24 protein-coding genes are annotated in these 21,312 nt (G+C 34.9%); 4 read left to right on the top strand and 20 right to left on the bottom strand.

Annotated features, from left to right (window positions below; all coding sequences use genetic code 11):
• Positions 1–171: 171 nt before the first annotated feature.
• A complete protein-coding gene (locus AC4NPH_RS17655) occupies positions 172–399 on the bottom strand; it encodes a hypothetical protein (RefSeq protein ID WP_013058290.1) in 228 nt (75 codons plus the stop codon).
• Between the two features lie 511 nt (positions 400–910).
• Between AC4NPH_RS17655 and AC4NPH_RS17650 the strand changes: the two genes are divergently transcribed.
• The gene (locus AC4NPH_RS17650) at positions 911–1,099 is read left to right on the top strand and encodes a hypothetical protein (protein ID WP_013058291.1); all 189 of its coding nucleotides are present in this window, start codon (positions 911–913) and stop codon (positions 1,097–1,099) included.
• Between the two features lie 265 nt (positions 1,100–1,364).
• On the opposite strand, the gene AC4NPH_RS17645 is transcribed toward AC4NPH_RS17650, so the two are convergent.
• From AC4NPH_RS17645 to AC4NPH_RS17610, 8 genes are all read right to left on the bottom strand, one after another.
• A complete protein-coding gene (locus AC4NPH_RS17645) occupies positions 1,365–1,850 on the bottom strand; it encodes a tetratricopeptide repeat protein (RefSeq protein WP_098314726.1) in 486 nt (161 codons plus the stop codon).
• Positions 1,851–1,973: 123 nt separating this feature from the next.
• Positions 1,974–2,267: an RNA polymerase alpha subunit C-terminal domain-containing protein gene (locus AC4NPH_RS17640; protein WP_098314727.1), complete on the bottom strand. Its 294-nt coding sequence runs from the start codon at positions 2,265–2,267 to the stop codon at positions 1,974–1,976.
• A 162-nt stretch (positions 2,268–2,429) separates the two neighbouring features.
• Positions 2,430–3,137 carry a DNA alkylation repair protein gene (locus AC4NPH_RS17635; protein WP_491938836.1) on the bottom strand — a complete coding sequence of 236 codons (708 nt, stop codon included), beginning with the start codon at positions 3,135–3,137 and terminating at the stop codon, positions 2,430–2,432.
• A gap of 40 nt (positions 3,138–3,177) precedes the next feature.
• The gene (locus AC4NPH_RS17630; RefSeq protein WP_029323400.1) at positions 3,178–3,549 is read right to left on the bottom strand and encodes an iron chaperone; all 372 of its coding nucleotides are present in this window, start codon (positions 3,547–3,549) and stop codon (positions 3,178–3,180) included.
• A 141-nt stretch (positions 3,550–3,690) separates the two neighbouring features.
• On the bottom strand, positions 3,691–4,284 hold the full coding sequence (locus AC4NPH_RS17625; RefSeq protein ID WP_335482504.1) for a YdeI/OmpD-associated family protein: 594 nt from the start codon (positions 4,282–4,284) through the stop codon (positions 3,691–3,693).
• Between the two features lie 351 nt (positions 4,285–4,635).
• On the bottom strand, positions 4,636–5,130 hold the full coding sequence (locus AC4NPH_RS17620) for a MepB family protein (protein WP_192100171.1): 495 nt from the start codon (positions 5,128–5,130) through the stop codon (positions 4,636–4,638).
• A 199-nt stretch (positions 5,131–5,329) separates the two neighbouring features.
• Positions 5,330–5,791 (bottom strand): hypothetical protein, encoded by a 462-nt coding sequence (locus AC4NPH_RS17615; RefSeq protein WP_057273718.1) that lies wholly within the window; start codon positions 5,789–5,791, stop codon positions 5,330–5,332.
• Between the two features lie 183 nt (positions 5,792–5,974).
• Entirely contained in the window at positions 5,975–6,280 is a 306-nt protein-coding gene (locus AC4NPH_RS17610) for a hypothetical protein (RefSeq protein WP_064471965.1), read from the bottom strand.
• A gap of 536 nt (positions 6,281–6,816) precedes the next feature.
• On the opposite strand from AC4NPH_RS17610, the gene AC4NPH_RS17605 reads away from it, so the two are divergent.
• Positions 6,817–7,725, top strand: a complete 909-nt coding sequence (locus AC4NPH_RS17605) for a DMT family transporter (RefSeq protein ID WP_013058299.1) — start codon at positions 6,817–6,819, stop codon at positions 7,723–7,725.
• Between the two features lie 253 nt (positions 7,726–7,978).
• Here AC4NPH_RS17605 and AC4NPH_RS17600 read toward each other — a convergent pair whose 3' ends face one another.
• Genes AC4NPH_RS17600 through AC4NPH_RS17590 form a run of 3 tightly spaced genes read right to left on the bottom strand, consistent with a single transcriptional unit; the run spans position 7,979 to position 10,393 of the window.
• Positions 7,979–8,770 carry an amidohydrolase family protein gene (locus AC4NPH_RS17600; protein ID WP_335482377.1) on the bottom strand — a complete coding sequence of 264 codons (792 nt, stop codon included), beginning with the start codon at positions 8,768–8,770 and terminating at the stop codon, positions 7,979–7,981.
• On the bottom strand, positions 8,760–9,167 hold the full coding sequence (locus AC4NPH_RS17595) for a carboxymuconolactone decarboxylase family protein (RefSeq protein ID WP_013058301.1): 408 nt from the start codon (positions 9,165–9,167) through the stop codon (positions 8,760–8,762). Before AC4NPH_RS17595 ends, AC4NPH_RS17600 begins: the two co-directional genes overlap by 11 nt.
• Positions 9,167–10,393 (bottom strand): MFS transporter, encoded by a 1,227-nt coding sequence (locus AC4NPH_RS17590; RefSeq protein ID WP_335482374.1) that lies wholly within the window; start codon positions 10,391–10,393, stop codon positions 9,167–9,169. Before AC4NPH_RS17590 ends, AC4NPH_RS17595 begins: the two co-directional genes overlap by 1 nt.
• A 104-nt stretch (positions 10,394–10,497) precedes the next feature.
• Here AC4NPH_RS17590 and AC4NPH_RS17585 point away from each other — a divergent pair, with 104 nt between their 5' ends.
• Complete coding sequence (locus AC4NPH_RS17585) at positions 10,498–11,331, top strand: helix-turn-helix transcriptional regulator (protein WP_098196806.1); 834 nt, start codon at positions 10,498–10,500, stop codon at positions 11,329–11,331.
• 814 nt (positions 11,332–12,145) lie between these two features.
• Here AC4NPH_RS17585 and AC4NPH_RS17580 read toward each other — a convergent pair.
• The 8 genes from AC4NPH_RS17580 to AC4NPH_RS17545 all read right to left on the bottom strand — a co-directional run bounded on the left by AC4NPH_RS17580 (position 12,146) and on the right by AC4NPH_RS17545 (position 19,925).
• Positions 12,146–12,565 (bottom strand): NUDIX hydrolase, encoded by a 420-nt coding sequence (locus AC4NPH_RS17580; protein WP_098196807.1) that lies wholly within the window; start codon positions 12,563–12,565, stop codon positions 12,146–12,148.
• Positions 12,565–13,386, bottom strand: coding sequence for a class I SAM-dependent methyltransferase (locus AC4NPH_RS17575; RefSeq protein WP_057273724.1), 822 nt, complete (start codon positions 13,384–13,386; stop codon positions 12,565–12,567). Before AC4NPH_RS17575 ends, AC4NPH_RS17580 begins: the two co-directional genes overlap by 1 nt.
• Positions 13,387–14,390: 1,004 nt before the next feature.
• Positions 14,391–14,894, bottom strand: coding sequence for a DinB family protein (locus tag AC4NPH_RS17570; RefSeq protein ID WP_013058307.1), 504 nt, complete (start codon positions 14,892–14,894; stop codon positions 14,391–14,393).
• Positions 14,895–14,933: 39 nt separating this feature from the next.
• Positions 14,934–15,560 carry an MOSC domain-containing protein gene (locus AC4NPH_RS17565; protein WP_053487591.1) on the bottom strand — a complete coding sequence of 209 codons (627 nt, stop codon included), beginning with the start codon at positions 15,558–15,560 and terminating at the stop codon, positions 14,934–14,936.
• 100 nt (positions 15,561–15,660) lie between these two features.
• Positions 15,661–16,038, bottom strand: a complete 378-nt coding sequence (locus AC4NPH_RS17560) for a RidA family protein (protein ID WP_063672364.1) — start codon at positions 16,036–16,038, stop codon at positions 15,661–15,663.
• Positions 16,039–16,167: 129 nt separating this feature from the next.
• Entirely contained in the window at positions 16,168–17,022 is an 855-nt protein-coding gene (locus tag AC4NPH_RS17555; protein ID WP_098196808.1) for an alpha/beta fold hydrolase, read from the bottom strand.
• Positions 17,023–17,462: 440 nt separating this feature from the next.
• A complete protein-coding gene (locus AC4NPH_RS17550; RefSeq protein ID WP_013058311.1) occupies positions 17,463–18,656 on the bottom strand; it encodes a YbfB/YjiJ family MFS transporter in 1,194 nt (397 codons plus the stop codon).
• A 390-nt stretch (positions 18,657–19,046) separates the two neighbouring features.
• Positions 19,047–19,925, bottom strand: coding sequence for a LysR family transcriptional regulator (locus tag AC4NPH_RS17545; protein ID WP_491938835.1), 879 nt, complete (start codon positions 19,923–19,925; stop codon positions 19,047–19,049).
• Positions 19,926–20,176: 251 nt separating this feature from the next.
• On the opposite strand from AC4NPH_RS17545, the gene AC4NPH_RS17540 reads away from it, so the two are divergent.
• Entirely contained in the window at positions 20,177–21,262 is a 1,086-nt protein-coding gene (locus AC4NPH_RS17540) for an NAD(P)H-dependent flavin oxidoreductase (protein WP_097812755.1), read from the top strand.
• The last annotated feature ends 50 nt before the right edge of the window (positions 21,263–21,312 follow it).

The following is a 21,312-nucleotide window of genomic DNA, read 5'->3' as shown; positions in this document are numbered from 1 at the left end:
TTAGCTTTTTTATGATTTAGGTCTTGATAAGATTTTATCTGGAGATTCAGCGTATTCATACACTTTAGTAAGATTTATTTCTTACTGTTCTTTCTCTTCCATGTGGATCACTTTTTTCTAATTTGCTCGTGGTTATACTTATATAGAATTAGTTACACTTTGATATATAGCTTAATTGATGGCTTCAAGGGCTTGTTTCAAATAATCCATTTCAGAGGTTATATCATCTATCTTTTGGTTTAGCTGACTTACTTTATCAAGAGTATTCCGTGCGTCTAATAAATTAATTTCTAACATCAAACGGCTTGCTTCACTCTCAAGTTCCAATCTCTTTGCAAATAATATCTCGTGCTTTTTTATAATTTCAGATTTTAAATTCTTACTATTGGTTTCTTTCATACTTCTACCTCACTAACTTGTAATAACAGTATTTTATTGAGATGTAAATTTCCCTATATAATTTAATAATTACCTACAGGGAAGTTTATGATATAGTTGAAATTTCCTTTTTCACTTACAGGAAAATCACATTTATTTCGCATTTACATAAGCTAAATAATAGAAACTAATTAAAATAAATTCCATTATTCACTTTCCTTGGATGGCGTTCATAAGCTCTTGATGTTGACATTCAGATACATACTGAGCGCTCAAAAGCTTCTCTAACTGTTAAAAACAAATGCAACATTCCAAAATAAGGGAAAATTTAAATCATTTTGTTTTTTTGCAGGAAAAGAAAGCGAAGTATATAAAGATAACAGTATGCATCAAAAAGCGTTGAGAACATTTTATTATCATTTTCTATAAGCACGAGAGCAATAATTTGAGAAAAGAGCTTATATAAGTCCGTGTCTTAAGTATGCCTATTATATAGAATGGGTTACTTAGTAAATAAGGGAAGGTGATTTATATGTTAGGGGAAGAAGATTTAAAAGTAAATTGTATATCAGCTGCTATAGGTTTACTAATCCAACATAATATCATCACTCACCAGGAACTGGACAAACTAACTAAAACGAATTATCACGTTTTTTATCATTTTCTAATGGATAAGCTAATTGAACAAGAGTTTAATAAGGAGAGAGTGGTTCAAACATAAGTGCTTCAACAAAGAAAGAAGCACAAGATCCAAAGCAAAGATCTCCTATTTCAAATGTAATTCTTATAGGGCTCCTTACATATTAGACATATATAATATGTAAGGACTCTCTTATTCAACAAACGCCCCCTATAGTTTAAATGTATTTCTTCACAATCTATAATTTTAAAAAGTCATTTTATCGCAGGAAGCCTGCCAGTATTGTTACAAAAAAAGTCCTCTCCTCGTTTCAGGAAAAGAACTTATATTCAGTGAATTTTATAAGCTACTTCCAAGTCTGATCCAGTTTATCTGAATAGAAATTTAAGGCTCTTTTATAACTTAGTATTTCATTGTCATTTGTCGTATTTATTAAGCACTTCAGTAACAGTTGCATCGCTTGACTATGTTCTTTTAAATTGTATAAGGTCATGGAATAAAACACTTTAATTACATGATTATCTGGGAATAATTCCATGCCTTTCAAAAATGTCTCTTTTGACTTTTCATATTCCCCCAAGGCTCTATATGTGCTGCCCAATCCCAATACTGCACCTTCCATATCCTTAGAAGGTAATCCTATCTTTATGGCATTTTCGTAAAAGGGCACCGCCTTTTCTTCTTCTCCTAATATGTCAAAGCTCCAAGCACATTGATAGTTATATAAAGCATCGTCTGGAAATTCCTTAACTAATTCACTTAGCAATTCGTTAGATTCTTTGTGATTTCCATTCTTTCGTAACGCTAACGCTTTATCTAGTTTGTTATTCATTACTTAAATCTCCAATCCTTCTTTTTCCCACTATTTATCTCTTAACATCCTTCCATATCCGGAAATTCAGCGTATTCGTACACTTTATCCAGATCTAATTCTTGCTTTAACTATCCTTAATGTTTAATTTTTAAAGGCTAACCCATTGGCCTGCAAAGCTGTTCTAAGTTTAGGTAAAGAAGCCGGCCCCATACCGTGAAATTGTAATATCTCTTTTTCACTAAATTTTGATAACTGCTGCAAAGAAGTTATCCCGTTGTTTTCTAATGCTCGTCTTGCTGGTGCTGATAGCATGGAGAGAAATCCATTGTCAGGTTTGCTTTCTTGCTCACAGGTTGGGCAGGTCGGACAGTTACTGCTTTTATAATATTTGTGTCCTTTATGACAGATTCTTAGATTTTCCTTTTGGATGTTCATCTTTAATCTCTCCTTTTCCCAAGATTTTTTTAGCTTTTATCCCCTGCCACTTCTTCAACGGATGGTTTATGAAGGAACAAAACATCCTACGTATAGTAAACTAATTATTATTAAATGCTTGTTAGTCTCGTTTCAGATAGTGTAGTTCCATTACAAATTATGCTAACACCTCACATGTTTGCGTTTGAAACCAAGCCGTCCTCTATCTATATCCTTTTGAATGTTTTCGGAGGCAAGAAGAATACTACTTTTTTTCTTATCCTTCTTAACTTCGACTGGACCTACTGCCTTTGCAGTTTCAAGCGCCTTCTCATGAAGTGGCAAATATGAAATACCGACTGTATAGATAAAATTATTCATAGCCGATTTCGTTCGATCTGGAGAATCGTGAATCGTGTTTTCCACTTGATTAAGCATATCTGCAATCTTGCTTGTGCTAAATTCATCGTCAGGACGATTACCCAAAAGCCAGCAGTAACAACTCCAACCTGCCGACATTTTAAGTTCTTCATCGCTTGCCACCCATCTATCAGCAACAACTTGCGCTAAATCGGTTTCTGACAAAGTTACTGAAACTACATAATCGGATAGCATGTAAAAATACGCTTTATCGATCCAACGCTCAAAATCCTCCGCAGTCATCTCTGTTGGGTCTGCAATGATACCAGCAAAATACATAGCATCGTAATTGCCAGAAGCGTAAAGCTGCTCAGCCAAAGCCTGATTTTTCTTGATTTTCTTTGCAATCGGCTTCCTTTTTCCTGTTGCCACTCCAAAAAGCGGATCGCGTGCACCATTGTTTATGTAAGTCTTTTTAATTCGTTCCGTACCAAGCGCTTCAAGTTCTTTCATAACCTTTTCAAAGTCCACCGTTCTGTATCCTCCTTCTTCTCCGTTCATAATCTGCTTTTTATTTTCGCCAAAAAGTTGCACAGTCTTTCTTATCTAAAATATTAAACTCGATTATGTTTTTAAGTAATTCATAGTTTACTGGCTCAGTCCATAAAATTCGAAACAGGCCTTTGGTAGCGCTGTATCCAGCCTGAGCAATGTCATGATTAAAGTGCGCAATGCCTGTTTCTTCAGGTGAAACGCTCAAATGATGTTTCGCTGAGGCAAAGCCGACGATGAATGTTCCATGATCGGTAAACATTGGCGTATTCCATTTAATTTGTGGTTCCAAATTTGGGAAAGTATTAGCAATCCAAGCCAAAACCTCCTCTGTTCGGTCACGGTGGTCAGGGCTATCTATACGCGCTAAATATTCTGCAAAAACTTCCATAGAATCTTCTCCTCAAATAAAATTTTTTTAATCTACTCTACTTTTATACAAATGGAATATCAGTCAGTTCACTTAGCTCTACTTCATTTTTAACTCAAATACATTAACAATTTATCTTAGCCATGTTTTAAATAAAATGTACTAATCATTTAATCCTTTTCCAGTAAGAATGTTCGGAATGCATTTTTCAATCCTTGATTCCCGAGTCTTAGATTGTTTGGCCCCAGAAAAATAAAGAATATATGCTCTTTGCCGTCCTGGAGTCAATGTAGTAAAAGCCGTTTTTAAAGCAGGTATTTCATCAAATTTGTGTTGTAGCTCTTCAGGAATAATGAGTTCTTCAGGCTTTTTAGCTTTGACTTTCAATCCGGCTTTTTCCACCTCAATGGCCTCATAAATATAAGCTTTTAAGATGGCTTCCTTTTCAACTATTTCTTGCACATTGGTAAACCGAATTTGTCGCGCCCCTTGTACATTCTCCGTTTGTTGGATTAGAATACCATGAGAATCTTGTAACAGAGAACCTTTAGGAAACAGCAGTGCACAATATTCTTTAAATCCATGCATTAAAACAACGTTTTTTTTCTCAAACGTGTAACAAGGGTTCATCCATTTAAAATCTTCGGTCAACTCACAGTCAAGAACAATCTTTCTCAACGTCTCATATTCTTCTTTCCACTTTTTAGCTTTAGTTAAAAATTCATCAATCTTAGGATTCATTTTACTATTTGTCATCAAGGAACACTCCTATTCAATTTTTTAATCTGTCGCTCTAGCAATGATACAGTCAACCTTCAATTCATTTAATGGTGTTACTATTCTTCAAATGTAGGAAATGCCCTTCTTCAATTGACGTGATAGTTATTAAAATTATAAACATTTCAAGTATGTTTGCTCACTATACAAAGCGAACATCGATTAGTTCACTTAACCGCATTTTATTCTTTAATTTAAATATGTGATCCATGAAGATAAATAAATTACTAAGAGCATCAACAAACTGAATAAATCCTGTCTCTGTTATGTATTGGCCTCTCTTATCATAGGTAAGGTATACTTGTATGTAAGGCTTCAATCGATACCACTCTAGGAGTACAGTTTTAAGAATTTTTGGTAGGACAAATAATTCGGTTCAATAAAATATTCTAATTGCCATTTTTGTGTTTCCATAGCTTGTTTGCTAGTTGGTTTATCCCATATCGGATACACTCTAATTGCCATTTTACCTTTTGTGGTAGCCGTTTTAAGGATTTTTTGTTTTAAAAGAACTTCTTTTGGAAAAATGAATTGTCCAAATCTATTTGTACTAGTGAAGGTATTAATAACTAATAGATCGGTAGCTTTTCCATACGAAAAGGCTTGGTTTTTATGAGCCGCATCTTTTTCCCAAAAGGATACAAACTGCCCTACCTTATTAGGTGTAGTTTTCGCCACCCTAAATCTTATAGATTTTGAATTTAACTGAAAGATACCAGCGCCATAATCTGAATTCTGAGCTTCTTCTCGAATAGCTTTTATAACGAATTGATTGGGTTTATAAAAGTTCTCATTTACATAGGTTAACGCCTCATAAAATTCCATTGTTTTTACCTCTTATGTTTATAGCCCTCTTCAATTAATAATAAGTAATTTGTATTTCTTTCCTCTAAAGCGTGTCTAAATATCTTAAATATTCCAAAATGGTATAGCAAAGCTATCCTCACCTTATAACACCTCTTGATCCCTCAAGCGTTGCTACCCTCTTAATGTAGTGAATATGCTACATATTAACTACATTTTTTTACTCTTGTTCTTGATCTCTTTGTATTACTGAAATACTTGGAGGTTCAGTTGAAACCACATCAATTATATGATTTAAAGCATGTATTCCATAGTGTTTAAACGGGCCAGGATGTATATCGTCAGCTATGGTACCAACTTCAATAAAATCTAGATATCTGGACTTTGAATAAACTGCAAAAGCGCTTCCTGTATACATTTCATACTCATCTATTACAGTAAAACTTTCGTTTCTAACAGAGTATGCAATGTACCAATCAAATGTAAGTCGAATTATAGGAAGTGCGTAATCCACATCAATAGAGGCATACGAGGAAGAAGTGCTTTCTCCTGTTATCTCTTCAGCTACATTTCCACTAATTTTGCAACGTTCAATATCCACTATTAACGCGTTATCCTCAGGTTCAAATATAGAGTTTAAATAAATACAGCCTTGATATTGAAGCAGTTTAGAGTAATTCATAAAGCCCTCCTTTTTTAAACTAAAGCATCGAGTGAGTTCAATAACAAGTAAAAAAGCATTCATTCTTGGATTACATCTATTCAAAAATCCCTAACTTTAAACTAACAAGCAAAAAGATGACGCGTTATTGGTTCGCGGCAAGATTGTCTAAACTTTAGAAAATTGTAGGCAGGAAGTTAAGATTTATTTTATCTTGAATATGATCTTTCTATGATCCTGCTTTATACGTTTCAAGCGCAGCTCTATTTTTCTATCTAACATTTTATGTGCGGTTTGGAAAGTTACACATATGAACAGTAAGATAATAGCAATAATTATAGCGTCTGGCACTTGAAAGCAAAAACATAATACTGCTAAAAGAAAAGATATAGTACAAGTAAAGTTGATTATCCATTTTTTATTTCTATGAGCTTGAAGACTTTTTTCAAGCAGCTGCTTTTGTCCTTCTTCCCTTTTTATATCTTCTGAATTATTGAGTGTAGAGTTCAATGTTGTTTCTCCTTAGAAAACTAATTTTATATAATTTATATATTGGTTATCTTTTCCCTTTAAGATGATAGTATAGTTGGGGCTTCTAAAGAGAAAGCCAAATTTAATCAATCGTTTTGGCAAGCGCATAGGCTTCTTTTACGCTGATTACAATATCCTCCAACAAGCTCATTTTCTCCTCTTCTTCAACGTTTGCGTTTAATAGAAAAAAATAAAGCACGGAATACCTTCATGTCGATACATCTAATGACTCTGTTTGACAGCAGCTCTTAATCGATCTAAAGAAACCACCAAAAAAGAACATTCGTTCTCTATATTATACAAGAACAAATGTTCCATTTTCAATAAAAACTCTAAAGTTTTCCGAATTATTCCTATGAGTAACGTCGAATTTATTATTAAAAAAGAAATACTTTGTATACCTAAAGAAAGATATTGAGATAATAAAAATTATGAGAAAATGTTCTACAAAGCAAAATTTCGGAATGAAATAATCAACAAAATTTGCCATAATAAGTGAAGTAAGGAGGTGTATTATGTTTCGATTGTATGGAGCCTTAATTGGGCTTAGTTTAATTTGGGGTTTATCTTTTGTATTTATGAAGTGGCTGCTTCCCTCAGCTGGAATATGGGGAATTGTATTTTTTCGTTGTCTAGCAGGTGCTATCATCTTGCTCCCGTTTCTATGGTGGAAGCGTAGAAAAGTTAAAGAAAAACTCCCCTGGAAGGCATTGATTGTTGTTGGTATATTTAACTGTGGTTTGGCGTGGGGATTAATTTCCTTAAGCGAAACTGAGATAAACAGTACAACTGCCTCTATTCTGAATGCGACCACTCCGATCTGGACAGGTCTTATCGGATTTATTCTTTTTTCTTATCGACTTACCGGACGTCAGTGGATCGGTATTCTTATCGGTTTTTTCGGGATACTCGTCCTTATGAATTTTCAATTTGGTCAGATTTTCGGGAAAGGGTTTGTTGGGATTGGAACAATGCTTGTTGCTTGTATCTGCTATGGGCTTGCTGGGCAGTTAACAAAACGGTTTCTGTCTGAGGTGAGCGTACTAACTATAACAACTTTCACCTTACTAACAGGTGCTATCATTGGTTTAATTGGGATGCTGATTACCGAACCATTCAAATTAGATTTGTTGATTCATCCACTTCCGATTCTTGCAATTGTGGGTCTCGGCTGTTTTGGCTCAGGATTGGGTCAGTTAATCTACTTTTATATCAATAAAAATGGTGGCCCTGAATTAGCGGCAACGGTTACTTACCTGATCCCTGCCTCGGCCATGGTATGGGGTTATTTACTACTGGGAGAGACAATTACTCCAAACGTAGTCATTGGACTACTTATTATCTTTACTGGCGTTTATCTTTCATCTAGGAAATCAAAAGGTAAAACTCCGCATGTCACTCTTGTTAGCAATAAACAAAATTAAGTAAGTAGATTTTATAATGTGAGTCTTTAAAGTTATCTACGAGAGAGGAATTAAGAAACTGAAGGACTACAAAATATGATATATTTCAAATGAAATTCATCATATGTAACAATAAAACGTAATTCTAGTTGTTCAATTTTGTTTAAAAGGCAGCCCTCTATTTGGCTGCCTTTTTTATTTCAAGGCAGAAAATAATTTTAAAATTCACTGCTAGTTATCCCATACAACACAACATCAAACAAAAACGCTGAATTTATATATGAAGCAGATTCGAGATATTCCCACCTAACACTCTGTCTGCAACTTCTTGACTAGATGTATGACGCTTAACAGCCTGTAAATTTAAATATGGATCTCCATATGGAAAATCTGAACTAAATAACGTTCTTTCAGGTATTTCTTTTATAGCCAAAGACAAGGCGTATGTTGTATAAAATGCAGATATATCTAAGTAAGCATTTTTAGTGTCTTTTATCATTTCTATCGTTTGTAGCCAATGAATTCCGCCCATATGCCCGTATATAACCGGCACATTTTCATATTTTTGAGTGAGAAGAAATAACTCCTGAATATCCTTTAAGTTCAAAGGATGAAAAGTATGTACCCAGATAGGCAAAGACGTATAGTCACTTGCTGCTTTAAATATAGGTTCTAACAATGGAATTTGACCTGTACCAAGAGTAAATTCTCCAAGACCTTTCATCTTTTGCTCTTTGACAAGCTTCTCTATCCAGTCGTTTAGAGCAACATCACCAGAAGAAAAAGAAAGCGGAATCGAACCAAATCCAACAAACCTATTTGGATATTGCTTAATCGCACCGCTTACTTCTTCTAGCGCATTTAAGCGTGCTTGTACGGGCTTCACCTCATTATTTAGAATTTGATTTAATTTGTTCATTTCGGTTGTAAATTCTTTAACGTTGCTGCTTTTTTCTGGATGAACAAGAGTAGAAAACAATACGGTTTTATCTATTCCACTTTCATCCATCATTTTAATATGTTTCTCTATTGGTAAAACCACATGTGCATGACTATCAATAATCATTTTGTTTCTCCTTTTCATTTCTTTCGTAAAAGACTTCATTAGCAACTGTCAAAATTGTATTTAAAGCTACAGGAAATCCAGCATAAATGACCATTTGTAACATTGCCTCTAAAATTTCTTCCTGTGTCCACCCAATATTCAAAGCCCCGTTTATATAAAATCTCAGCTGTTCCGTATTACCTAATGCAGTTAGGCCAGCCACTGCAGCAAGAAGGCGTGACTTTAAGTCTAAGCCTGGTCTCGAGAAAATTTGTCCGTAATTAAACTCTACAGCTAACGTTCCTAAATCAGGGAGGGCTGACTGTTCAAAGCCCACCATTATATCCTCGTAATTCTCTGGATCAATCTTAGCTAATATATCTAATCCTCGATGAAAGTTATCTGTATGTGTTCCCATTACATATTACTTCCTTTCTTATTCATTAAATTTCCTATCATTTTTCTAAGAATGTTCATTGGAATTAAAGAACAACAACTAATGGCTATCATCAGTATGGCTATTGCACACACCCCATTCCACTGCCATTTAGTCCATGCAAGTAAACCCACATAAGATCCTAGGGACCCTCCTAAAAATGTGGAAACCATATATAACCCATTTAATCGACTTCTCTTTTCTTCTCCTAATTGAAAAATAGTAAACTGACAGGCAACTTGATTCGCTTGAGTCCCTACCGTTATAAGGAGAGCTCCTAAAATTAATCCAGGTAACCAGTACCCTCCCCGTATAAGACCTATAAAAGCAAGTAAAGATATGGACATACACAAAAGACTTGCAAACTTTTCCCCTTTTGTATCAATTAAACGTCCGATAATCGGCGTAGCAAACGCTCCCGCTATTCCGACTAACCCTATTACCCCCACCATGTCACTTCCATACGAATAGGGATGTGTATGTAATAAAAAGACAAGCGTGGTCCAAAATGCGCTAAAAGAAGCAAACATCATCCCCTGACTTACACATGCTTTTTGCAGGGCTCTTTCTTTTATAAACAGCGGACCTAACGACATGAGCAAGTGTTTATAACTGGTCGCATTTCCTCCTTTACTTCTTGGAAAATAGACGTAAACTAAAAAAATCATAAAAAGTGTAGCCACAGCAGACGTCCAATACACCATTCGCCATCCAAAATGAACATCAATAAAACCACTAACAAGCCGAGCGCCTAAAATACCACAAACTAATCCAATGGCGACATTTCCTAAAACTTTTCCTCTATTATGATCTGAAGCGATATTCGCAGCCAATGGAACAATAATTTGAGGAACAACCGTTACGATTCCTAATGCTAAGCTTGTAACCATCATCCACGTTTTGTTAATAGATAAAGCGTTTAAAGCGAGAACGATACATATAGCGAATAATAAAAACAAAATCAATTTTTTTCGTTCGAAGATGTCTCCTAACGGTACTAAAAGGAGATTTCCTAGTGCATATCCAATTTGAGCTAAGGTAGCTATAATGCCTATGCTGGCTGCAGAAATGTGAAAAGTAGCGGACATGCTTACTAAAAGAGTTTGGTTCAAGTAGACGTTAGCCACTGTAAACCCGCAAACCGTAGCCATTAAAAGAACTAATCCTTTTGATATATCAGACGTCTTTTCGCTATCTTTTACTATCATCTGTTTCACCTCCCTTACCTAGATCATAAAATAAGGATTATAATGGTAATAGGAGTCTAGTTATACTAGTAGTAAAAGTACTACCTACAAAAAGGAGTAAAATCATGGTAAGCGATAAAGAAAGAAGAAAAGAACTAGGGGATTTTCTAAAGATAAGACGAGAACGATTGTCTCCAAAAGATTTTAATTTGCCTATTGGACCGAGGAGAAGAGCTAAAGGATTACGCAGAGAAGAAGTGTCTCAACTAGCAGGAGTCGGAATAACTTGGTATACGTGGCTGGAACAAGGACGAGATATACAAGTATCTTCTGAAGTATTAGAAGCCATATCCCGTATTTTCAAATTAAACAAAGAGGAAATGGAGCATTTATTTTTATTAGGCAATCAGCCGCTTCCATCTGCAACCATGCAGAATGAAAGAGAAAATATAGATCGCGTTGTAAAAAATCTATTAAGCCAATTAGGTCATTGCCCTGCCTATGTAACAGACGAAAAACTTAATATCGTAGACTGGAATAAAGCTGCTGTGATGGTATTTGGGGACTTTAACGAGATGGACGAGCGAAATCGCAATGCAGTGTGGCGCTGCTTCACTTCCAAAGAATATCAAAACCTTTTTCAAAATTGGGAAGATCATGCTCAACGACTAATTGCCCAATTCCGCCTAGCTTATACGCGCTTCGTTGGAGATGAGTGGTTTAAAACTATGATTAGTGAACTTAGTGAGAAAAGCCCTCAGTTTTATGAGTGGTGGTCTAATCATGAAGTTTTAGGTACGCCGTGTGGAAAAAAGACCATTATTCACCCTGTGGCAGGAAAAATGATTATGGACCATATTACGCTCCAATTGTATGATGCACCTGAATTAAAAGTAACCATTTATCAGCCTCGCCAGGAAAACGAAACAGAAGAAAAGATGGAACAGTTACTGAGGTAATAGTATTACTGTATATATTCATAGTGTTAATTACTAGAAGCCTACGTACTGCTGATGAGTACATAGGCTTTTTATTTTTGAGTTGACATAAGATAAATTCTAGGAATCTTTATAATAAAAAATACATACTATGCTTTCGTCTTGAGCAAACTACTCAAGAAACTGATAAGGTTTCAACCCTTTGGATAAATAAATGTAGCAGGAAAACTCCCTTAACGCTCTGGGGGAGTTTTTTCTGTTTTCGGACTGTATACCATATACATTGCTAGTTTACATAAACACTCTTTCCGGTATACATCACAAAAAAGAACCCTTGGTAGGCAAGGATTCTAGTCAGGCTACGATTTCTGCTTTATGTAGCTTTTTATACATCCTTGATGTATAAACGTTCTTTGCAAGGGCATTCGCAAAATAAATGAATAAAAAGTGCACCTTTTATTCATATCATATCCCCCATAAAAAATCACTATTATGCGAAAAACATGGTGAAAATAGCTTATCTCATACATCGATTACGTACGGGCTCTGCTAAGAGCAAACTCACTCCTATGACAAAAATGTGGTTGCCTTTTATTTTGCTTACCTTTTGACTGGACAAATTATAACTTAATACTATATTTTATATATGCACATGTATATATTTCACTTTTATCAACTATTAAAATCAGCTATGATCAACCACACATGTAAGAGTAAATAATAAAACCAAAAATTTTAACGAGATACTTTATTATTTACTTAATGTAACTGATTTTATCGGTGTCAGGAAAAGATCTTAAAGTTTAAGTTCTTTTCATTGTATATATTTAAATAGTTATATCTGTTGCCCTTTTCTTTCCTGTATGTAATCTATCAGTATTTGACGTTCGTCCTCAAATAACATTTTTAAGTTACTAATCTCCGATAAAGGCTTCCAGCAAATATCTAATATTAACTCATCAGGATCTTGAATTTTCCTTTTTCCACCTAACAACTTTACTTCGAAATACTTAATATGGACATTTACATCATATGTTACTGTATCACGTTCACATATTTTATCAATGACCGAAATCTTGTATCCTGTTTCTTCCCACACTTCTCTTATACAGCATTCTTCATATGTCTCAGAGCCTTCTATGCCACCTGAAGGTACTGACCATAGTTCTGGCTCATTTGGTTTCTCCTGGGCTACCATTAATAGTTCGTTTTTATCGTTTATACAGATTGCAGCAGCGCCTCTCCACTTAGTCATTAGACCACATCCTTTTTTCTACCAATATAAAGTAAATGTGATGAAACACCTAAAGTATAAGGATCGGTTGCTGTTTTCTTTAATAATTCTATTAATCGATCAACTTCGGATTGTCCTCTATTTGTCCAAAAATCCCATTGTTCTTTAGATAAAAGAGAACCAATACTAGATGATCCAATTAGACTTAAGGTTTCAAATCCATTAGATTCCATAAAGGGATTAATTTCTTGTAGATCAAAGTAATAAGCTCCTGTAAACCTTCCTTTATCCTCATGATTAAAGCTGCCAGTAGCAATAAACTCTTCGATATTGTCCATTGTATCATTGGGTTTCCACGCCTCTGGATTTAACAGTGAAGAGATAGTGTGCCTAATTCGGGACATAAAGGCAACAAATACAACTCCCTCATCTTTTGTCACGCGGTACAGTTCTTTAACAGCAGCGTCACGATCTTGTTCATTCTGTAGATGATACATTGGCCCCATCATCAAGGAAGCATCGAATTCTTTGTCTTCTAATAAATTTAAATCTTTTGCATCCATAATATGAAATCCATTAAATTGATTAAAAAGCTCAAGTTCTTTTGCTTTATTTTCAGCTACCTTTACTAATTTAGGAGTGAGATCAGTTAGCGTTACCTGAAATCCTTTCTCAGCTAGTTTCATTGCATATTTACCAGGACCAGCCCCATTATCTAATATACTGCCGTTTTCCGGTAGATACTTTTGGATATAATGCCAGTTTATTTGAAACTCTAAGGGTTCCCTATCTAGGCGTCCCCATTCATCAAATGCTGAGTAATAATCCATAACTTTGTTCATAAACAAATTCCCCTTCTATGTCTTATGAAACTTCCAATATAAGTATTATTTATTTTATAGAATTTGTAAACCATTGATGGATAAGATATACAAAGTTAATTAACATTATGTAACTTGTCGGTAGTTACCTTTAATAAAAAAACGAACCTCCTTTGAGAGGGAAAGTTACAAAATATTACTTAAATGAATGACCTTACCCTGGTATCTATTCAGTTCGTATATACAAAAAAGACAGCCACTATTTAAATTAAATAGCTGTCTTTTTATTTCTCCTATTTTTAAAGGTTGTTAATCATACAAAAGAATGCTGTAAAAAGCATCAGTAGATAAGCCCCCATCAGAGAAATCGACACTTTCGATAAAGTATTACTTGAACTCGTTACTTCTACAACTCCGACTTTAAATATGTTCATTACAAACAAGACACATCCCACACTTAAGGCCAATGTTAAAATAATTAGTGTTAGCTGTACTGATATCGTCACCTGCTGTTTTAATCTAAGGATAAACGCTTATTTATTTTCGCTGATTTTACATTTCGTAGATAAATAAACAATGTATAAATTAGCAAGGGCAAACTGTTAACAATGTTTTCAAAAAAGCATCGCCCTAAAAATAATGGTACGCAAGACAGACAAGCTACGGGTCTCTGATGATTGGGTAGTTTTTTTCTGATTTTAAGCTGTATATGATGTACATTCGTAGTTAACATAAAATATTATTCAAATACTTGAACCATTTAGCAATTGTATAAAAGGTCCTCTTTTTATGCACTTGTCCCCTAATCCCCTCAAGACAAATCGTTATTATATGGAGGATGGTATAAAAAGCTGCCTACTCCAGAAAGAGAATCCTTAGCTGAACCCTACTGCCGCAAGGGTTATTTTTTGTGATGTCTACCAGAAAGAGACTTTATGTAAACTAGCGATGCATATGATATACATAACAAAGAGCACATATATTGTTATAAAAATGTGCTCTTTTAGGCAAGATTTTTTAATTTATTATTTGGTAAGTTCTTTTGCAGATAGCCCTAATATGTCCGTATTTTTAGGCGTATGCCCAAGTAGACGTAACATAGCTACAATTTGTCCTTTATGATGTGATTCGTGAGTAATTGAATGGACAAGCAATTGACGTGGTGTTTTTCTTATAAGACCACTGTTTGCTCTCCAAGCAAGCTCTTTTTCGATAGATTCATCAAATTTATCTGTGAATTGCTCGAATACTTTTTCTACGTATCTATCAGCTTGTTCAAAATAACGTTTAATATCGTCTACCTGCATAGTGTTAAGGACTTCTTTTGTAAGTAGTGGTGATGAAGTTTCTGAAAGAACAAAAGAACCTAGCCAAGCATGATAGCAACCTGCCACATGAACTAAAGAGTCTCTAATACTTTGAAACCCAAATTCAAACTCTTTCGTAAAGTCATCTTCATTTAATTCTTTACACTGATCTAGTAAAATCTGTCTTGTTTGTTTTACCCATTCATACTCTAACTTTTCCATAACAATCACACCTCTTAGATATATAATAAAAAAACATCATTAGAGTTTTAAAAATCTATTTCTCCATTCCTCTGATAAATCATCAACTCTCAGTATCTTTTCGATTGATTCTTTATCTTGGTGTTGATGAAAAAGAATTTTTGTAGCAAAAGCCACTGATATTCTTCTAGGATGCCTATCAATAACGTTTATTTCTGAATTGTTTTTAATAGCTCCTTCTTCCAATACTCGAAAAAAGTAACCTGTTAGAGAGGTTTCAACGACTTTCTTTAAAAGGTGTTTTTCCTCATTATATTTCGATATTGTATCACAAGGTACCCTTCCTTGCGTCACTTGCACAATTGCATCTCCCATTTGATATACATCGCCTATACAAACTTGTTTTTCAGTCATGCCCATTGCTGTAATATTTTCTCCAAAGGCTGGTAAAACCATTTTCTTTCGTAAGATTTTTTCCCAATAAGAATAGTGTTCAAATGGATATAAACATACCGCCCTATCAACGCCTCCATGCTTTTCTTTATTTCCAACGTCGTCTCCCACGAACCCTACCTTTTTTAACTCAGCAACCTTGGTAGAAGTCTTTCCTATTCCAGATAGCTTAGCTTCGTGGTTCCAGTTATATTCCTTTGGCGTTCCAATAGCTAAATTAATAATTCTAGGCATCAATTTGTAATGACCTCACCTTCAGTGTTTACTTGTACACTAGCCTGTAGCTTATCTGTTGATGAGAGATATTTAGTTACATAATATTCACCGTTAGGTATTACCTTCTAGCTATCATTTCTATTTCAATTTGTGCGCCTAGAGGGAGAGAGGCTACACCTATAGTTGTACGAGCAGGATAAGGAGCAGAAAACTGCGTTGCATAAACTTCGTTCATTGCTGCAAAATCATTCATATTGGTTAAAAAAACATTTACCTTTTCCACATTTTCAGGGGTTAGACCTGATGCTTCCAATACTTTAAAAAGATTTTCAAAACATTGTTTTGTTTGTTCTACAATATTACCCTCCGAGAGCTTTTGAGTCTGTGGATCGATAGGAGTTTGCCCGGATAAAAATAGGAACTCCCCTGCTTCAACTGCATGAGAGTACGGCCCAACAGCAACAGCGCCATCAGCATTAATACATTTTCTTGTCATATATAATACCTCCTTTAGATATTTACCTTATTGTAATATAGGGATTTATAAATAAATTATAAACCTCTATGTTCCGTATTTTTATAAATTACGATGTAGCGTTTAGAGAGATTCATCGTTTTTTTCTATTTAAATATGATTACGTTTTAAAAAATCTAACATTAATTCTCCAATTTCATTTGCGTGTGTTTCTAGAGCAAAGTGGCCACTGTCTACTAAGTGGACCTCTGCATCAGGTAAATCTTTTTTGAAAGCTTTAGCCCCTTCTGGAATAAAGGAAACATCATTTTTACCCCATACTGCTAATAAGGGCGGCTGATACTTACGGAGATATTGTTGAAATTCAGGATACATCTTTACATTGGTTTGATAATCAAATATTAAATCTAACTGTTTTTCATCATTTCCTGGTCGTTTCATATAGGTAATGTCAAGCGTATAACCATCTAGGGAAACTGTATTTTCCCGCGTCCCATCGATATACTGATGCTTAATGGTTTCTGATGCAAAAGCCGTTCGATAACTTTGTCTTTTTTCCGGCGTGGGATTTTCCCAGTATTCTTCTCTGGTCGCCCATTTTGATCCCAAACCTTCTCGATAAATGTTTCCGTTTTGGCTAATAATTGCTGTTACACGCTCTGGGTTATGCATAGCTAAACGAAAACCAATAGGAGCACCATAATCAAAAACGTATAGAGCATACTTATCAAGTTCTAATTTATTAACGAAAGCTTCAATTACCTCAGTAATATGATCAAATGTATAGTCGAATTCTTTTCGATCAGGCGAAGTTGTATTTCCAAAGCCAGGATAATCAGGGGCAATTACATAATAATCTTTTTCTAGAACCGGAATAAGATCTCGGAACATGTGGCTTGCAGATGGAAATCCATGTAGCAATAAGATGGTTGGTTTATCTGGATTCCCTGCCTTCCTATAAAATATATTCAGACCTTTCACTTCTAAAGTATGATATGTTACCATACAAACTCTCCTCTCCTAATTACCAAACGTTAAAGTGACTAAACCCTCTTCTAAACAACTATCATCAATAAAGACTTTATTTTCAGCTAAAGTTATCGACTGTTTTCTCCAAATATTTCTTAATCAATACCTATACTTTATAATAGATTTGCTTACATGTATAATTCAATACTGAGATATGGGGTATCTCTAAAAGAGATATCCACTTAAGTTAGGAGGCAATATGAATATTCAATTGCTTCACGTCTTTTGGTTGAAGAAGCTATCATATCAAGTTTTTCCTTAAAAAATGATACGATAGCTTTTATTTATCAAACCTTTAGTTATCAAAATGACGCAAACAAAGATATATGAATAAAGTAATGTTTTATATTGTTCTTTCTCTTTCTACTACTTCCTTCTCAACTATATGCTTTCAATACTTATTAGACACATAAAAGTTAAATTTCTTCATTCTGTATATTTTCTGTAATTACAATCTTAACAGGCTTATTATCAAATCGAATCCCGGATAATAAAAAGAGAGCACCAATTAATACAACAATTGCAGCCCCAATTAAAGCAGAGTTGTAATTATGACTAGCAGATGCAAAGTGGCCAGCAAGCAAGGGCCCTATCATTTGACCAGCAGCATAAATAGCTGTAAGGTAACCGATGATACGGCTACTATTCTTTGGAGTAATTCGGCTTGCTAATGTTGTAGCAAGTGTTGTAATTCCCATAAATGTTGCTCCAAACAATAGTGCACTTACAATTAAACCTATTTTAGTCATTAATAATACCGGAACTACAATGCCAAAGGCTTGTAATAGCATGGTAACAACTAAGCATTTCACAAACCCCATTTTTTTGGCAAGTGAAGACCAGATAATACAAGATGGAATCGCAGCTAAACCGACAATCATCCATATAAAGGTTGCATCGCCATTAAAATTTGGTATTTGTCCTGCAATAGATATAATAAAGGTACCAGTTACAATATACCCTAGACCCTCTAGGCCATAGGCTATAATCAACCAAGGAATCCATTTCGTTGGAGGGCCATGAACAAGTATCTCCTTCTTCTTATTCTGAGTAGAACTAGAGGTCTCATCTTTCAACCAAATCCATACTAGGAAAGTTAGTATAATACTTAGAATAGAGAGCCCAATCCATGCTCCTTCCCATTTAAAATAATGATTTAAAATAGGGATAGTGATTCCAGTAAGAAAAATCCCTACTCCAACTCCTCCATAGAAAAGCCCAGACCAATTTGTTTTTTCCTTTTCAGCAAGTTTGTCTAATACAATACTTGAAGATAAAACAAGTACAAATGCACTAGAAAAGCCGGATATAAAACGACAAGTATACCATGCTGAATACATTTGAAATAATCCCATGCCTGCAGTCGTAATTACACTGAAAATTAGACTTAATCTTAAGACTGCTTTTCTACGTTTTTTTAAAGGTAGGATTCCTACTAAAACAGCTCCAATTAGATATCCTGCATAGTTGCTTGTAGCAAGATACCCGGCAACTTTATTTGAAAATGACATGTCACTTTGCATAAGAGGTAGAATAGGCGTATAGGAAAACCTTGCAATTCCCATTGCAATAACTAACGATAATATTCCACCAACTAAAATTTTAATCAAGATCTCATCTCCTTAAAAAATGTTACTACTTCAGCATATCTCTATTTTGATATATAATAAAATACATAAAATAGATAACAGGTATCTTTAAAACAGATATCAAAATCCATCGAAGTTTGTATCTCTGGCTTCTCAATGAGTCTGCTAGCACGTTCATAATTTTTTAAGTCTATAGAGCTCTCTGCACTACTATATTTACACATGTGTAAAAGCCCTTTGCTCTTATTAAGCAAAGGGCTTTTTATTAAATAAAATGTGATAAATTCAATTACTATGGCGGGGTTTATTCCATATACGTACACATTTTCTAATTATGAATCCACGCTATAGTTGTGTGGAAACCTTTATCCATATAACGAGGATGAAAGTCCCTTCTCCTCCTCTAGGATATTATAGAGGACTAATCCTCTCCTCTTGAAACATTTCTGCAAATTTAATAAGAGGCGTAGAGAAAGTGACATCAGTACGATAAATAAAAAGCGTGTCGACTAGCGAAAATTTTTCTGGAATAGAATAATGAGTAACCTCTTCTAGATAGCTGTATCTTTGTACAATAGACAGAGGTAGTAAAGTAACTCCCAGGCCAGCTGCTATACATCCCATAAGCGCATCCAAGGAACCAAACTCCATAACTTTAGAAGGTATCACTCCTTCTTCATGTAACCAATGCTTTAACTTCTCACGATAAAAACAACCTTTGTGTAAAACTAACAGTGTCAAATCATCAACTTTATGAGATTTTAAAGATTGAGAAAGTAACGAATTTCCTACCAATACTAATTCTTCACTGAAAACTTTCTTTGTAATAAGGTCAGGATGAGATAGAGGTCCAGAGACAAATGCACCGTCTAATTTATAATTTAACACTGCTTCAATATGCTGACTTGTAGGCCCCGTTTTTAAGTTTAAATCTACTTGAGGATAGGCAGAGTGATACCTAGAGAGAAACCTAGGCAAATGAACGGCAGCCGTTGTCTCCATTGAGCCGATACCTAAGGGACCTTGAGGCTCTTCTTGGTCCCTCATTACTTCTTTTGTTTCATCTAAAAGACGAAAAATTTTATCAGCATAAGTTATTAATACTTCTCCTTTTGCTGTTAGTGTAACCCCTTTGTTATGTCGATAAAATAAGACCGTTTGCAGGCTGTTTTCTAACTGTTGCATCCGAGTCGTAATATTAGACTGTGCATAATTTAGCTCTTTTGCAGCTTTTGAGATACTCCCATACTCGGCAACTGCCTTAAAAATACACAAAGATTGAATATCCATGTTTCTTCACACCTAATTTCTCTTTGCCATCTGTTAAAGAGATGACAAATATCCTTTTTTTGAATTATACCATATAGATAAAAACATATATGATAAATATGGAGCATCTTTTATGAGGATTATAAAGTGCAATTATATTTTTATGAGTCTCACATGTGCTCTTAATAAAAATGAATTAACTACCAGACCACATCATTTATTTAATTCTTAATACAACTCGTGTAGTCTACTTCATAACCTGGGGGAGAAAAATGAATTTAGATAATCGTGTTTGTGAAATGTTAGATATTAAGGTACCCATTATACAGGCTGGTATGGCGGGAGATAAAATTACAACAGTAGATCTCATTGTAAACGTATGTGAGGCAGGTGGGCTTGGAACATTAGGTGCTGCTTATATGCATCCAGAGGATATCCGACAAGCTGTGAGAGAGATTCGAAAATATACTAAAAGGCCCTTTGCTGTTAATCTTTTTGCTACTGAAATGGCAGATAATACGGGTGGGTTAGAAGAGGTTCAGCAATTATTAGATACGATGCGAGGCGTTTTATCTATTAAGCGTGTTGAACAAGAAGTCAAAACTAAAAATTTATTTAAAGAGCAGTTTAAAGTATTGGTAGAAGAACAAGTACCTATCGTAAGCACAGCTTTTGGTGTTCTTCCACCTTATGCGATGAAAATAGCAAAAGAAAATGACATAAAAGTTATGACAATGGTTACAACAGTCAAAGAAGCCCTAACTGCACAAGAACAGGGGACGGATGTGATTATAGCTCAAGGAAGTGAAGCAGGTGGTCATCGAGGAACATTTGATGTAAATGAGCATCCTTACGGAGCTAATATTGGGCTGTTCTCACTTGTACCTCAAATAGTGGATCAAGTGGATGTTCCCGTCATTGCCACCGGTGGAATTATGGATGGAAGAGGATTAATCGCAGCTTTAGCTTTGGGCGCGAGTGGTGTACAAATGGGAACTGCTTTTTTAGCGACACAAGAATCTGGAGCACATCCTTGTTATAAAGAGGCTCTTCACGAAAGTAATGAAGAAAGCACGGTTCTCACTAGACATTTTTCTGGTCGTCCCGCACGAGGAATAGCCAATACTTTTATTAAGGAGTTCGAAACTTCTAAGATTCAACCGTTATGTTTTCCTACACAAAATACCATTACGGGAGATATTCGAAAAGCTGCAGCTAAGCTAGGTGATAAAGAGTATATGTCTTTATGGTGTGGCCAAAGTACGAGGCTATTAGAAAGAGATAGAACAGCAGCTGATCTAGTGAAAGCTACTATGCAACAAGCAGAAAATATTCTAAAAACACTCAACTATAGTTAAATTAATAAATGAGCCTCTTTCTATAGTAATTATCGTTTGAATCTATAGAA

This window comes from Priestia sp. MDV22-iso46, from assembly GCF_058629175.1.
This window is presented reverse-complemented; position numbering and strand designations above follow the sequence as displayed.